The 13,619-nt window shown below is 35.5% G+C and carries 10 protein-coding genes and 1 pseudogene; 5 read left to right on the top strand and 6 right to left on the bottom strand.

From position 1 onward, the window contains the following. The first annotated feature begins 116 nt into the window (after positions 1 to 116). Entirely contained in the window at positions 117 to 767 is a 651-nt protein-coding gene (locus V4P55_RS03885; protein ID WP_455473815.1) for an MBL fold metallo-hydrolase, read from the top strand. 81 nt (positions 768 to 848) lie between these two features. Here V4P55_RS03885 and V4P55_RS03880 read toward each other — a convergent pair whose 3' ends face one another. From V4P55_RS03880 to V4P55_RS03870, 3 genes are all read right to left on the bottom strand, one after another. Next, positions 849 to 1,466 carry a BA14K family protein gene (locus V4P55_RS03880; RefSeq protein ID WP_455473814.1) on the bottom strand — a complete coding sequence of 206 codons (618 nt, stop codon included), beginning with the start codon at positions 1,464 to 1,466 and terminating at the stop codon, positions 849 to 851. A gap of 469 nt (positions 1,467 to 1,935) precedes the next feature. After that, positions 1,936 to 4,083: an excinuclease ABC subunit UvrB gene (gene uvrB / locus V4P55_RS03875; RefSeq protein ID WP_455473813.1), complete on the bottom strand. Its 2,148-nt coding sequence runs from the start codon at positions 4,081 to 4,083 to the stop codon at positions 1,936 to 1,938. A 269-nt stretch (positions 4,084 to 4,352) separates the two neighbouring features. Beyond that, positions 4,353 to 4,664, bottom strand: coding sequence for an SH3 domain-containing protein (locus V4P55_RS03870; RefSeq protein ID WP_455473812.1), 312 nt, complete (start codon positions 4,662 to 4,664; stop codon positions 4,353 to 4,355). Positions 4,665 to 5,016: 352 nt separating this feature from the next. Between V4P55_RS03870 and greA the strand changes: the two genes are divergently transcribed. Both greA and V4P55_RS03860 read left to right on the top strand, forming a co-directional pair. Then, on the top strand, positions 5,017 to 5,490 hold the full coding sequence (gene greA / locus V4P55_RS03865; protein ID WP_455473811.1) for a transcription elongation factor GreA: 474 nt from the start codon (positions 5,017 to 5,019) through the stop codon (positions 5,488 to 5,490). A 64-nt stretch (positions 5,491 to 5,554) separates the two neighbouring features. Continuing rightward, positions 5,555 to 6,612, top strand: a pseudogene (locus V4P55_RS03860) (glycosyltransferase family 4 protein). Between the two features lie 621 nt (positions 6,613 to 7,233). Here the strand turns inward: V4P55_RS03860 and V4P55_RS03855 are convergent. Further along, positions 7,234 to 8,622, bottom strand: a complete 1,389-nt coding sequence (locus tag V4P55_RS03855) for a TrkH family potassium uptake protein (protein WP_455473810.1) — start codon at positions 8,620 to 8,622, stop codon at positions 7,234 to 7,236. 321 nt (positions 8,623 to 8,943) lie between these two features. On the opposite strand from V4P55_RS03855, the gene trxB reads away from it, so the two are divergent. Further along, positions 8,944 to 9,897: a thioredoxin-disulfide reductase gene (gene trxB / locus V4P55_RS03850; protein ID WP_455473809.1), complete on the top strand. Its 954-nt coding sequence runs from the start codon at positions 8,944 to 8,946 to the stop codon at positions 9,895 to 9,897. A gap of 54 nt (positions 9,898 to 9,951) precedes the next feature. Next, positions 9,952 to 10,857: a LysR family transcriptional regulator gene (locus V4P55_RS03845; RefSeq protein WP_455473808.1), complete on the top strand. Its 906-nt coding sequence runs from the start codon at positions 9,952 to 9,954 to the stop codon at positions 10,855 to 10,857. 760 nt (positions 10,858 to 11,617) lie between these two features. On the opposite strand, the gene V4P55_RS03840 is transcribed toward V4P55_RS03845, so the two are convergent. Further along, the gene (locus V4P55_RS03840) at positions 11,618 to 12,820 is read right to left on the bottom strand and encodes a pyridoxal phosphate-dependent aminotransferase (protein ID WP_455473807.1); all 1,203 of its coding nucleotides are present in this window, start codon (positions 12,818 to 12,820) and stop codon (positions 11,618 to 11,620) included. A gap of 342 nt (positions 12,821 to 13,162) precedes the next feature. After that, positions 13,163 to 13,372: a cold-shock protein gene (locus tag V4P55_RS03835; protein ID WP_455473806.1), complete on the bottom strand. Its 210-nt coding sequence runs from the start codon at positions 13,370 to 13,372 to the stop codon at positions 13,163 to 13,165. Positions 13,373 to 13,619: the final 247 nt, after the last annotated feature.

Genomic DNA, 13,619 nt, shown 5'->3' with positions numbered 1-13,619 from the left:
TACGAAAATTTCAATTTTACAGAAGTTGCATTATACTGTCGAGCCGGCTATTTGTTTATTGAAGAGCTGAGAAGTATATTTAAAATAAGCAGTGTTTAACTTTTGAAAAGGATATTATGGGAAAGCTCAGTGTACATATTATCCCAGTTACACCTTTCCAGCAAAATTGCACTTTGCTTTTTGATACGAATCTTAAGACGGGTGTTTTAGTTGATCCAGGTGGTGATTGGTTTCGTATTCAAGAAGAAATCCAAAAGATAGGCATGACCGTTGAAGCTATTTGGATAACACATGGCCATTTTGATCATGTGGGGGCAGCAATGCAAGCTAAAGAGGCGCTTAATGTTAAGATTATTGGTTCGCATCGCGATGATAAGCCTGTAATGGAGAAAATGAATGAAAGTGCTAAACGCTATGGTATGACTGAATCTCGTATTTGTGTTCCTGATCAATGGTTGGAGGATGGCGCTAGTGTTAATTTTGCGGGACATGTCTTTAATGTTTTCCATACACCAGGGCATTCTCCTGGTCATGTTATTTACTTCAATAAAAAAGAACGTTTAGCTTTATTAGGAGATGTACTTTTTCGTGGTACTATTGGACGTACGGATTTTCCCTTTTGTTCTCATGAAAAATTAATGAAATCTATCAAGGAGAAGATTTTGCCTTTAGGTGATGATGTTCGTTTTATCTGTGGTCATGGTCCGGGAAGTTGGATAGGTTACGAGCGACAGTGGAATCCTTTTCTCCAAGAAATTAATAGATGAATAAAGACAAAAAAATCGCCATAAGGCGATTTTTTCGTCGCTAAGAATTTCTAAAACGCGTTTGGCGCAATAGATCAGGGGTTAATTTAATGGAGCATAACAAAAATGTTCTTTGCCATCATAACCTTTAAAGGTTCCTGTTTTTTCATTAAATGAACGATATTTACTTTTGCAGTATTGTAGCCAGCTCCAGTGAGATGGTGATGGCTGCTGGACAGTTTGGTATCCTGCTGATGGCTGTGCTTGATAAATGACTTGAGTTTGTGGAACTGCTTGATAGACGATTTTGCGTTCTGGTTGTGGTACAATTTGGTAAACAACCTGAGGCGCCTCTGGTTTCTTTAAAACATTACCCAGAAGTGCGCCTGCTGCAAGACCAAGAAGCCCAGCTGCTATAGTTTCTCCAGAGTCACCACGGTCTACATAGTGATGGTTGTGTACATGTTTATGGTGTTCTGTATGGGTATAATGATGTGTTTTTTCTTCATGATGTACTTGGTGACGTTCACGTCTAATATGTGTTTGTTCTTGGGTTGGGTGATGATGACCAAAAGCAGGATAAGAAGGACTGATTATTGTTGTGCTTGTAATACGTTCATCAAAAATTGATTTTGTATTTGCAAAAGTTGCACCTAATGGGACCATAACGGTTGCAGTTGAAGCTGCTAATAATACCGCTAGCTGAGAAAGTTTTTTCATAGCGACACTCCTTTATAAATTCATTATTTGCATCATACATATGTTAAACTGAATACAACCTGAACAATTTTAGACTTTATTGAGGCATAACGAATAAAGAGCAATTTAGTTTAGTTAAATTATTAAGTCATAAAATAAAATTTAAATTTTTATTCAAAATAGTACAACTTATTGAGACTAACTTACAGATATTATATTGATATTTATGACTTTCTTATTATTTGTATTAAAATTCTATAATAGATAATACTATATATTATTTGAATGATTGAATATGTATTTTTTAAGATATTTAAAGTTTAATATGATTTAATATTCATATTTTTGTTGTTGTATATTTCACTAATAATGTTTTTTATATTTATTTTTTGATTTATTATTTCTTGAAAATACTACATCAATAATTGTGCTTGTGAATCAAATGCCAGTTTAATGAAAAAAATTACTCTATAGTGAGTATATAGAGAAATCATTCATTATGGTGGGAGATATAATCGTTAGCAATTGTTAATTCCATTTTTTTTAGCTGTTTAATTTTATCACGAAGTTTTGCTGCTTCTTCAAAGTTGAGATCAGCTGCGGCTTCACGCATTAATTTCTCAAGATGTTGAATATGAAGCGTTAAATTATTGCCAATCATACTATTGGATGAGATAAAGTCAGGAATATTAGCCTGAACTTGATTATTTTCTTGTCCTGAATTGAGAATATCGTTGATATTTTTTTTGATACTTGTTGGTGTAATATTGTGTTTTTCATTATAGGCTATTTGTTTTTGTCTACGTCTTTTTGTTTCTTGTAAGGCGCGCTTCATGGAACCAGTGATTATATCTGCATAAAGAATAACACGACCATCTACATTGCGTGCAGCGCGTCCGATTGTTTGTACGAGCGAAGTTTCGGAGCGCAAAAAACCTTCTTTATCAGCGTCTAAAATAGCAACAAAGCCACATTCTGGAATATCTAAACCTTCTCGGAGTAGATTGATGCCAACTAAGACATCAAAGGTTCCAAGCCGAAGATCACGAATAATTTCAATACGCTCTAATGTATCAATATCAGAATGCATATAGCGTACGCGAATCCCTTGTTCATGAAGGTATTCCGTCAAATCTTCAGCCATACGCTTGGTTAGGACAGTTACCAATGTACGATAACCTTTTTGGGTTGTTTTACGAATTTCGTTTACAACATCGTCGACCTGTGTGTTAACCGGACGAACTTCTGTTGGTGGATCTATCAGTCCTGTTGGGCGAATGATTTGTTCAGCAAAAATGCCGTGAGATTGTTCTATTTCCCAGCGTCCTGGTGTTGCAGAGACAGCAATAGTTTGCGGGCGCATAGCATCCCATTCTTCAAATCGTAAAGGACGATTGTCCATACAAGAAGGGAGGCGAAACCCATATTCTGCTAAGGTAGCTTTTCTTCGAAAATCGCCCCGATACATGCCACCAATTTGCGGAATGGTTACATGGCTTTCATCGATAAAAACCAGAGCGTTATTTGGAATATATTCGAACAAGGTTGGTGGTGGTTCACCAGGATTTCGTCCTGTTAAATAGCGTGAATAATTCTCAATGCCAGGGCATGATCCTGTTGTTTCCAACATTTCTAAATCGAAAATGGTCCGCTGCTCTAAACGTTGTGCCTCTAAAATACGTCCAGCTGTATTTAATTCATTGAGGCGCTGAGAGAGTTCCATTTTAATTGATTTTATCGCTTGATTTAATGTTGGTCGTGGTGTGACATAATGTGAGTTGGCATAAATTTTAATAGATTGAAGTTCGCCAGTTTTTTGACCTGTTAAAGCATCAAATTCAGTAATTGTTTCGACTTCATCACCAAATAATGAGATACGCCAAGCACTGTCTTCAAGATGAGCAGGAAAGATTTCAATTGTATCGCCTCGGACACGAAAAGAACCACGAATGAAGTTAATGTCTTGTCGATGATATTGTTGAGCAACTAAATCAGAGAGCAGTTTTCGTTGGTCAAGTCTATCACCTTTTTTTATTTCGGAAGTCATGGTCGTATAAGTTTCTACCGAACCAATTCCATAGATACAAGATACAGATGCGACGATAATGACATCATCACGTTCAAGAACAGCGCGTGTTGCCGCATGGCGCATGCGGTCGATTTGCTCATTAATAGAGGATTCTTTTTCAATATAAGTATCAGAGCGTGCAACATAGGCTTCTGGTTGATAATAATCATAATAAGAAACAAAATATTCAACAGCATTGTGAGGGAAGAAGTTTTTAAATTCTCCATAAAGCTGTGCGGCTAGAGTTTTATTTGGGGCTAAAATAAGAGCAGGACGTTGCATTTTTTCAATGATTTTAGCCATTGTGTAGGTTTTTCCTGATCCGGTAACTCCCAAAAGCACCTGAGTACGCTCATTTTTTTCAATGCCTTCAACCAAAGTTTTAATAGCTTGCGGTTGATCTCCTGCTGGCTCAAAAGATGTTTCAAGTTGAAAAGGAATGCCACCTTCAGATTTTTTAGGACGGACAGGACGGTGAGGTGTCCATAATACACCGTTTTTAAAAAGAGGATTTCCTGAAGAAATGAGTGCAGAAAGAGCTTCAACTGTTGCTGTGACGCCATTTTTCATTCTTGCATCCTTTAGTATAAAATATGCATAATTTTGAAGAAAATATCAAATTTTATTACTTATTTAAACGAATAGAAAAGTATTATGTAGAAATTTTGTTTCAGTTTATTTGATATAATTTGATTTTGTAGGATCTTTAGATAATTTAAAGTATTAAATTAAATTTTAGAAAAGATTTTTGGTGTTTTACTGTAATAAAAACTATGTTTATTTTTAATTTTGTTTACATTATTATCACATTGAATAGATTACTTATTACAGCTAAATGACTATGGATAATGGCTGTGATTGGTGATTGAAAGCATCGTATATGTGTGATAAAGGTCACTTCCATTTTTAAATGCAAGATAACGAGATGAAACCCATCCTGTTTTGGTGTTATATTTGATGTAGCACCAATTTCCTTTACATGTTTTAACAAATACAAATTGTCCTGCAGGAATGAAACCAAGACGCGGAAACCGTATATTGGGGCCTGATCTAAAATTAAGATCGGCTATGACAAAAGCATCAGCTGATTTGACTGCTTTTATGGATAAAAAGAGAGAGCCAAACATAAAAAAAATTATCAATTTTTTCATTTTTTTTTCAGAGGACTCTTTTAAAGGTTTTGCATTCTTTTATTTTTATAAATATCTTCCTGCTAGAGGTATGATAAAATGTAAAATAATACAATTATTTTTTTCACATATTTTTTATTATAGTTATAGAGATTAAGTAAGAAATTCTTAACTTTCTAGGAAGATGGTTAAGCGCAGTTGAGTTTGTAAAATACTTTGTGTTCTTTTTTATTTTGATATGGAAAACAAGAATGCTGTACTATATAAAGCTATACTATATAACAAGAAATATGGTTTTCGGATTCCAAAGTAATTTTGGAAGCCGTTTTTTGTGTTTTTATTGAACCTTCCGTGTAATAGAAAGGGACGGATTATGGAAAAAGTTCCGATGACTACAGCTGGTTTTGAAAGTCTTAAAGAAGAATTGCGTTGGCGCCAACAACAAGAGCGTCCGCGAATTATTGAGGCAATTTCAGAGGCGCGTGCACATGGTGATTTATCAGAAAATGCTGAATACCAAGCCGCTAAAGAGGCACAAAGCCATAATGAGGGACGTATAAATGAACTTGAAGACTATATTGCGCGAGCAGAGGTCATTAATGTTTCGCGGCTTTCAGGGGCTAAAATTAAATTTGGAGCGACCATTCAGCTTTTGGATGAAGATACTGACGAAAAAAAAGTTTATCAGATCGTTGGCGACCAAGAAGCTGATGTAAAAACTGGTAAAATTTCTATTTCTTCACCTATTGCACGTGCACTTATTGGTAAGCAAGAAGGTGATGTAATTGAGGTTAACGCACCAGGTGGTGCGCATAATTATGAAATCATTCAAGTGCAGTATATATAAAATAGGATGGGGGGATATACGAGATGAGATTACTAATCTAAGAAATGAGCTATTTCTAATTGCTATGCGTGCACATTTGCAAAAAACGGATGTTATTGCTCCTCACTTTAAAAAGCGTTTATCAGGAGTGACGTCTACAATTATTCAACTTGTTCCGCTGCAGCGCAAACAAGGTGTACGTATATCTGTTGTAGGGGCAGGGTTGCCAAAAAGTTTACCAGCTCTTACTTTTAAAAACTTTTTTGGGCTTTGGAAAAGTCCCATAGATAAGCCATTTCGTATTTGGCATGCACGGCGCAATGTTGAGATGCTTTGTGGTTTTTTTTTCGCGATATTTTGCGGATGAAACTTAAGCTTATCTTTACATCGGCATCTCAACGTCACCATAAGCCTTTTACCAAATGGCTGATTGGTCGTATGGATAGAGTGATTGCAACGAGTGTGCGCACAGGAGCCTATCTAAATGTTCCTCATCAGGTGATTATGCACGGGGTAGATATTAAGCGGTTTTCACCACCCAAAACGATTGATGATCGTTTTTCTTCATCTGGATTATTAGGAAAGTATGCAGTGGGGTGCTTCGGGCGCGTGCGCTATTCAAAAGGTACAGATTTATTTGTAGATGCAATGATAGAATTGTTGCCGCGCTATCCTGATTGGACAGCGATTATTGCTGGTCGTACTACGACACAACATTACCAATTTGAAAAAAAATTACGTCAAAAAATTGCTGAATCTGGTTTAAGTGATCGTATTATTTTTCTTGGAGAAGTACTGGATGCACCTTTATGGTATCGTCGCTTATCGCTTTATGTAGCGCCTTCTCGTATAGAAGGTTTTGGTTTAACACCATTAGAAGCAATGGCTTCTGAGACTGCTGTGGTAGCGAGTGATGCAGGAATGTATAAAGAGATGGTTGTAGAAGGAACAGGAACGGTTGTTAAAACAGGGGATGTGCTTGCCTTAACAACAGCGATTGAATCTTATTTAGCAGATATAGATCATACATTAATAGCAGGAAAAAGAGCTTTGTCCCATGTTCGTACTCATTTCCCTTTGGGAAAAGAAGCAAAAGCAATTGGAAATGTTTATGAAGAACTGTTGGCTGAAAAAACATTTTAAGTTTATTCGTAAATTTATTAAAAATAAGAATAAAATAATCATTTTATAGTTTAATAGTATTTCTAATAAAGTATATACACTGATAATTTACTTTTATAACTTTTGTTTAAAAGTATAGATCAGTTATTAACTTATTCATATGGATAGATTTCTTAAATTGTTTTTCTTGATTCTCTATTAAAAGAAACAATGTATCTTTTAGTAAACAGTTTAGGTTCGTGTGTAATATCATATAAAAAACATTGATATGCTACAGCTATTTAATGATACGAATTCATAGCACTTCATAGATATATTAAGATAGGAGACAGTTGTTTATCGGATAAGAAATGCTTTGTAAAATAGAGTGTTATAAGATTTTTTATTTATGTAACGAGAGTAAGTATTCTTTGATGTTTTTTGATGTCGTTTACTTATTCAAAGCAATCATACTTAAAATAAAGACGCTGTGAACAACTATTTTCTTATAAATTTTATATCAATTAATAGAGCCATCGCTTTCAATTTTTTAAGAAGTTCTTTCACTTCATCATAATAATAAGCAAATTTTACGGTACGTTTCGATTATTTTTTGTTTATGCTGTTAGCATTTTATCATTACATAAATCATAAGTATGAAATTTATTCACGCCAAAAAGTGGGAATAAAAAGTACAAATATAGTTATAATTTCAAGACGTCCGGCTAGCATTAAAAAACTTAAAATCCATAAGGCACCGTCATTAATTGTAGAAAAATTGCCTGCAGGGCCAATAATGTCCCCAAAACCGGGACCAACATTTGAAAGGGCAGTTAAAACGCCTGTAAAGGCTGAAGTAAAGTCGAGGCCTGTTGTAAGTAAAAGCGCCGTGCCAATAATAAGACAGAAGGCATAAAGAAAAATAAAAAACAGCACTGCTTTAGCAGCATCATTCGATATATTTGAATTATCATAATGTGTTTTTACAATAATATTAGGAGAAAGAAGTTTTGTCATATTTGTCTGTGCTATACGCCAAAGGATAATGAGGCGATTGATTTTCACGCCACCAGAGGTTGAGCCGGCACATCCACCTGTAAAAGAAATAATGAAAAAAATCCCAAGCGCAAAAGGTCCCCAAAGTTGATAGTCTTCAGCACTATAACCAGTGGTGCTAATAATAGATGAAAGGTGAAAAATTACATCAAGAAAAATCCAATGAAAGGTACGATGATCATGCAATCGCATCCATGCTGCTAATGCAAAGCTGAAGATAAAAACGATATTCAAAAAGATAACGACTTGCGGATCAATGAAGCGTTTATAGCGTCCAGGAAGGACCAGTTTAACATAAAGCACGAAAGGTAAAGCGGAGAGTAGCATGAAGATTGTCGCAACAATCAAAATTGCTGGTTTATCCACGAAGTAGCCAAAAGAAGCATCATGAGTTGAAAATCCAGCTGTTGCGACTGTACTCATTGCGTGATTGATAGAGTCAAATAAGGTCATACCAGAGGCAAAATAGGAAAGCATACAGGCAAATGTTAATCCGACATAGGCTATGATGATTCCATTGGCAATTTGATTAATGCGAGGGAGTATTTTTTCGGATTTATCTGATGATTCCATATGAAAGAGCTGGACACCTCCAACACGTAGTGAAGGCAAAATTAATAAGGCTAAACCGACGAATCCAACGCCTCCAATCCAGCACATGATAGAACGCCATAACAAAATACTTCGTGACAAATTATCAAGACCAGTAATGACTGTAGAGCCTGTGGTTGTAATTCCAGAGACAGATTCAAAAATTGCGCCTGCCAAAGAAATTGGAAGGGAAGAGAGGTATAGAGGTAAAGCGCCCATGATACTTCCCGTTAACCAAAGGCAAGTTGTAAGCATAAAGCCAAGCCGTGCTGAAAAATGGCAGGTTGCACCTCTAGTTGCCAAAAGGATCAGTGTTGATAACATAGTCGTCATGACACAAGAATAAAGAAAAACATTCCCATCATGATTACCATCACGCAGATCAACACACGCTGGCAAAAGCATTGCCACTCCCATGATTAACGCAAAACGCGCACAGACATTGATGATAAATTGAAAAATGATTACACCCTATCTTTTTTTATCATAATTTTGTATTCACTAAAATCTATGTTTCTATATTGCAAGATAAAGCCTAATTTTACCTTAGGTAGGTCTGTTTGAGCAAATTTTAATAATAAAACCTTTTAGCAAAAAGTGAGAAAAACACATATGCACTATAATTTAATACACTATAAAATTTAAGCTATTGAAAAATGTTTTTTTAAAGGCGACATTCTACTATAATTTATAAAGTAATTTAGCGATGAAAATGAAAGGGATTCTATGACGCAACTGCATACTCGTCTGCTTATTCTTGGATCAGGACCTGCTGGCTATACGGCGGCGATCTATGCGTCTAGAGCAATGCTAAAACCTGTTGTGGTCACTGGATTACAGCAAGGTGGGCAGTTGACGATTACAACGGATGTTGAAAACTATCCAGGTTTTTCTGATCCAGTTCAAGGACCATGGCTGATGGAGCAAATGGCAAAACAGGCTGAGCGTGTGGGCACAAAAATGGTCTATGATGTTATTGTAAAAGCAGACTTATCAAAGCGCCCTTTTATTTTGTATGGAGATTCTGGAACACAGTATTGTTGTGATACATTGATTATTGCAACTGGAGCAAAAGCGCGATGGCTTGGCTTGGAAAGTGAACAGACATTTATGGGTGGGGGGGTTTCTGCTTGTGCAACATGTGATGGTTTTTTTTATCGCGACAAGGATGTTCTTGTTGTAGGAGGTGGGAATACAGCTGTTGAAGAAGCTCTTTATTTATCTAATTTAGCTAAAACCGTCAGCATAGTGCATCGGCGGGAAAACTTTAAGGCAGAAAAAATTTTACAAGATAGATTGTTAGCTTGTGATAATGTGCATATTCTGTGGAATCATGTGGTAGAAGAAATTGTTGGTGTTCCTGCCAACAATTCAACGGGAGCTGTTGTAACAGGGGCACGTCTTAAAAATATTAAAACGGATCAGGAGATCAAGATTGATGTAGATGGCATATTTATTGCTATTGGGCATGATCCTGCTGTTTCTTTATTTGAAGGACAATTAAAACAAAAAGTGGGTGGATATTTATGGACGGCGCCAGATTCAACAGCAACAAGCATTGCTGGTGTTTTTGCTGCAGGGGATGTTTCGGATGATACATTCCGCCAAGCTGTAACAGCGGCAGGAAGAGGGTGTATGGCAGCATTGGAGGCAGAACGGTTTTTAGATTTACAGATATAGAAAATTTAAAAAAATCGACACCTATAAAAAGCAAAAATATTTAAAGGAAAAATTGTGATGTCACCATTGGATTGGGATAAATTAAGAATTTTTCATGCTGCAGCAGAGGCGGGTTCTTTTACACGTGCTGCCCAAGAACTTCATTTATCTCAGTCAGCAATTTCACGACAGGTTTCGGCTTTAGAGCAGGATGTTGGTATGTCTTTGTTTCAGCGTCACGCACGTGGTTTGATTTTAACAGAGCAGGGTGAAGTTCTTTATCGTACAGCGCATGATGTTTTGATAAAACTTGAAAATGCGCGTTTGCAATTATATGAAAGCTGTGAAAAACCAGCAGGGCGTTTACGTGTTACATCGACCTTTGGAATGGGAGCAGGATGGCTTGTGGAGCGTATGCCTGAATTCCTTGGCCTTTATCCTGATGTCCGTATTCAACTTTTATTTAACGATGAAGAAATGGATCTAGCAATGCGCTATGCAGATTGTGCAATTCGCTTGCATCAGCCTCAACAGCCTGATCTTATACAAAAAAAACTATTTACAATTCATATGCATGTTTATGCTTCAAAAAATTATGTTGCAAAGTACGGTAGACCAGAAAAATTGTCAGAATTAGATACTCACCGTATTATTTCATTCGGTAAGCCTGTGCCTTCTTATTTATCTGGTTTAAATTGGTTAGAAAAGGCTGGAAGAAATGATGGATCTTTGCGTACACCAGTATTACAAATAAACAATATCATTTCAATTAAGAACGCGATTATACATGATCTCGGTATTGCTGTGCTTCCTGATTATATCGTGGATAATGATGAGCGTATTTTGCGTCTTTTTCCAGATATGACCGATATTCCTTCTTTTGATACATTCTTTTGTTATCATAATTCTTTGAAAAATTTAGCAAAGCTCAATGCTTTTCGAGATTATATTTTTCTGAAAGCTCGCGCGTGGCCTTTTTAGTAACATAGTGATGCTTAAGCTATGTGATTATTGCATGGCAGATACGCATAAGTTATTATTGTGCTTTTTTATATAAAATGACATAAAGTGTTATCTCTTGATTATGTTACCTCCCATTGCATTGTCTTGAGTATTCCCTTATAAAAGCCTATCAGATTGAATTTATCTCTGAAGGTCTATGAAATTTGCCGGGCATTGGTTTGTCCGGTTTTTTTTTGCTTTTATATCTAAAATAAAAATTGGTACACCTTAAAAGACTAAGAAAAAAAGCTTACAGATATCTCATCATTTTTTACCAATATGCAGATATTAAACTAAAATAAGCACTATGAGGAGAAGTTATTATAAATAAAGATTGTAAAATAGCAAAATATGATAAGCTAACAGTATTTATAAGTGCTAAATTTTCAGCGTTATAATTTTAATTAAGATGTTTTAATCTTCACAGGCATATAACAATGTCCTTTTTATAACAAAATCAACATCAGTTATTTCTTAATCATAAACTTAAAATAGACAATGCCACCATTGCAGCATGGAAAAAAGAAACATGCATCGTGCTCATATCATTTTAAAAAGGTTGTGCATCATCAGTATGAATGAGGTATTTTAAAAATTGAGGTCTTCCTATGCTATCTATTTAGATACAATTTCATTAACAAAAATCTTTTACAGGGTTTTTGTCACAACTTAACTTGCAGAAAACACTATAAGAATGCTCTCACAACAACAAAACTGTCAAGATAATTATTTTCAACTTTTAGCGTAAATTATTACAAAAACGTTGGATACGTAAGCAAGCTTCTTCAAGTAATTTTTCTGATGTTGCATAAGAAATGCGAAACGCTGGTCCAAGTCCAAAAGCAGACCCATGAACAACAGCGACAGATTCTGCCTCTAAAAGAGCAAGTACAAAATCTTCGTCATTTGTAATAACTTTACCTTCAGGTGTCTTTTTTCCAATAAGTTCTGCACAGGAGGGATAAACATAAAATGCACCTTCTGGTGTTGAACAATTAATGCCAGGGGTTCTATTTAATAGGGAGACAACGAGATCTCGACGTGCTTGGAAGATGCTTTTATTTTGAATAATAAAATCTTGCGGTCCATTAAGTGCTTCAACTGCTGCCCATTGAGAAATAGAACTTGTTCCGGATGTTTGCTGTCCTTGAATGATGTCCATGGCTTTAATTAATTGTTGTGGACCGCCTGCATAACCAATTCGCCAACCAGTCATGGCATAAGCTTTAGAAACACCATTCATTGTAAGTGTACGGTCATAAAGTTCTGGCTCTACCTGAGCTGGAGTGACAAATGTAAAGCCTTCATATGTCAAATGTTCATATATGTCATCGGTAAGAATGTGCACATGAGGATATTTCACCAAGACATCCGTTAACTTTTTTAATTCATCATGTGTATAAGCAGCACCTGATGGATTGGAAGGAGAATTAAAAATAAACCACTTGGTTTTATTGGTTATAGCAGATTCTAAATCTTGTGGTTGAAGTTTATAAAAGAACTCAGCTTTTGTTTTTACAAAAACGGGTGTTCCTCCGTTAATGGCAACCATTTCTGGGTAACTCACCCAATAAGGAGATGGAATAATAACTTCATCTCCTTTATTTAAAGTTGCCATCAAGGCATTGAAGAGGATTTGTTTTCCTCCAGTACCAACAATAATTTGCTCTGGTTTATAAGTGAGATTATTTTCCCTTTTAAATTTTGCAGAAATTGCTTGGCGTAATTCTGGAATCCCAGATATTGGTGTATATTTTGTCTCACCCCGTCGAATAGCTTCAATTGCAGCATTTTTAATATTATCTGGTGTATCAAAATCAGGCTCTCCAGCGCTCAAAGCAATGACATCACGACCTAATGCTTTTAAATTACGTGCTTTTTGAGAAACAGCGATGGTTGCAGAAGGTTTTATATAAGAAAGCTTATCGGCGATAAAGGCCATAATTTTAATTCCTCACATAGTATAGGTAAATAACTGCTGATTCAAAAATATTTTATAAAAGGTGACGTTGTATGCAATAACAAATTATAAAAAAATCTTATTTCAACTCAAAATTCCATATTGTTACTCTGTGGACTTTTATAAAAAATAATTTTTTAACGATCGATAAAATTGAAAGACAAAGAACAAGAGCATTTTAAAAGCCATTGCAAAGCTTTTAATAGTGTTTGGTATAGTAAAATCAATATTGTATAAAGATCAATACATTGTTTCAAATAGCAAAAAACCCTTACCTTCGTTAAATGAGTAAGGATTTTTCAATGATATTAAATGGTTCAAATATTAAAGAGCTGTTAAGTTGCTCGCCGCGAATTTTCCTGAACGACGATCTTGCATAACTTCATAAGAGACTTTCTGTCCTTCCTTGAGATCGCTTAAACCAGAGCGCTCAACAGCAGAAATGTGTACGAAGACATCTGCACTTCCATCACTGGGTTGAATAAATCCGAAGCCTTTTGTAGCGTTAAACCACTTAATTGTTCCTGTAGACATAGGAAACTCCTTAAAATAATAATTACTACATACTGAAATAAAATTTCAGCATAAATTTAGATCGAAATTAGGTGGAGAAAGTCTCGTCAAAAGCGCGCATTGCATACAGCATGCTACACAGGGAAGAAAGTTACATAACCGAAAGTCCGACGGAAAAAACAGTAAAGAATTTTAGGAAAAAAAGCAAGTCCTAATTGGTATTTTTTATAAAAAAAATCAAAAATAGTGCAAATAATAATGGCATAGT

The sequence above is a fragment of the Bartonella sp. B30(2025) genome (assembly GCF_053793825.1).
The sequence above is the reverse complement of the archived record's forward strand: the minus strand, read 5'-3'. Positions and strand labels throughout refer to the sequence as shown.

Coding starts and splice junctions, on each gene's coding strand:
- V4P55_RS03880 (WP_455473814.1), bottom strand. CDS start 1,466: ATGAAAAAACTTTCTCAGCTAGCGGTATTATTAGCAGCTTCAACTGCA.
- V4P55_RS03870 (WP_455473812.1), bottom strand. CDS start 4,664: ATGAAAAAATTGATAATTTTTTTTATGTTTGGCTCTCTCTTTTTATCC.
- uvrB (WP_455473813.1), bottom strand. CDS start 4,083: ATGAAAAATGGCGTCACAGCAACAGTTGAAGCTCTTTCTGCACTCATT.
- greA (WP_455473811.1), top strand. CDS start 5,017: ATGGAAAAAGTTCCGATGACTACAGCTGGTTTTGAAAGTCTTAAAGAA.
- V4P55_RS03835 (WP_455473806.1), bottom strand. CDS start 13,372: ATGTCTACAGGAACAATTAAGTGGTTTAACGCTACAAAAGGCTTCGGA.
- V4P55_RS03855 (WP_455473810.1), bottom strand. CDS start 8,622: ATGCTTTTGCCAGCGTGTGTTGATCTGCGTGATGGTAATCATGATGGG.
- V4P55_RS03840 (WP_455473807.1), bottom strand. CDS start 12,820: ATGGCCTTTATCGCCGATAAGCTTTCTTATATAAAACCTTCTGCAACC.
- trxB (WP_455473809.1), top strand. CDS start 8,944: ATGACGCAACTGCATACTCGTCTGCTTATTCTTGGATCAGGACCTGCT.
- V4P55_RS03885 (WP_455473815.1), top strand. CDS start 117: ATGGGAAAGCTCAGTGTACATATTATCCCAGTTACACCTTTCCAGCAA.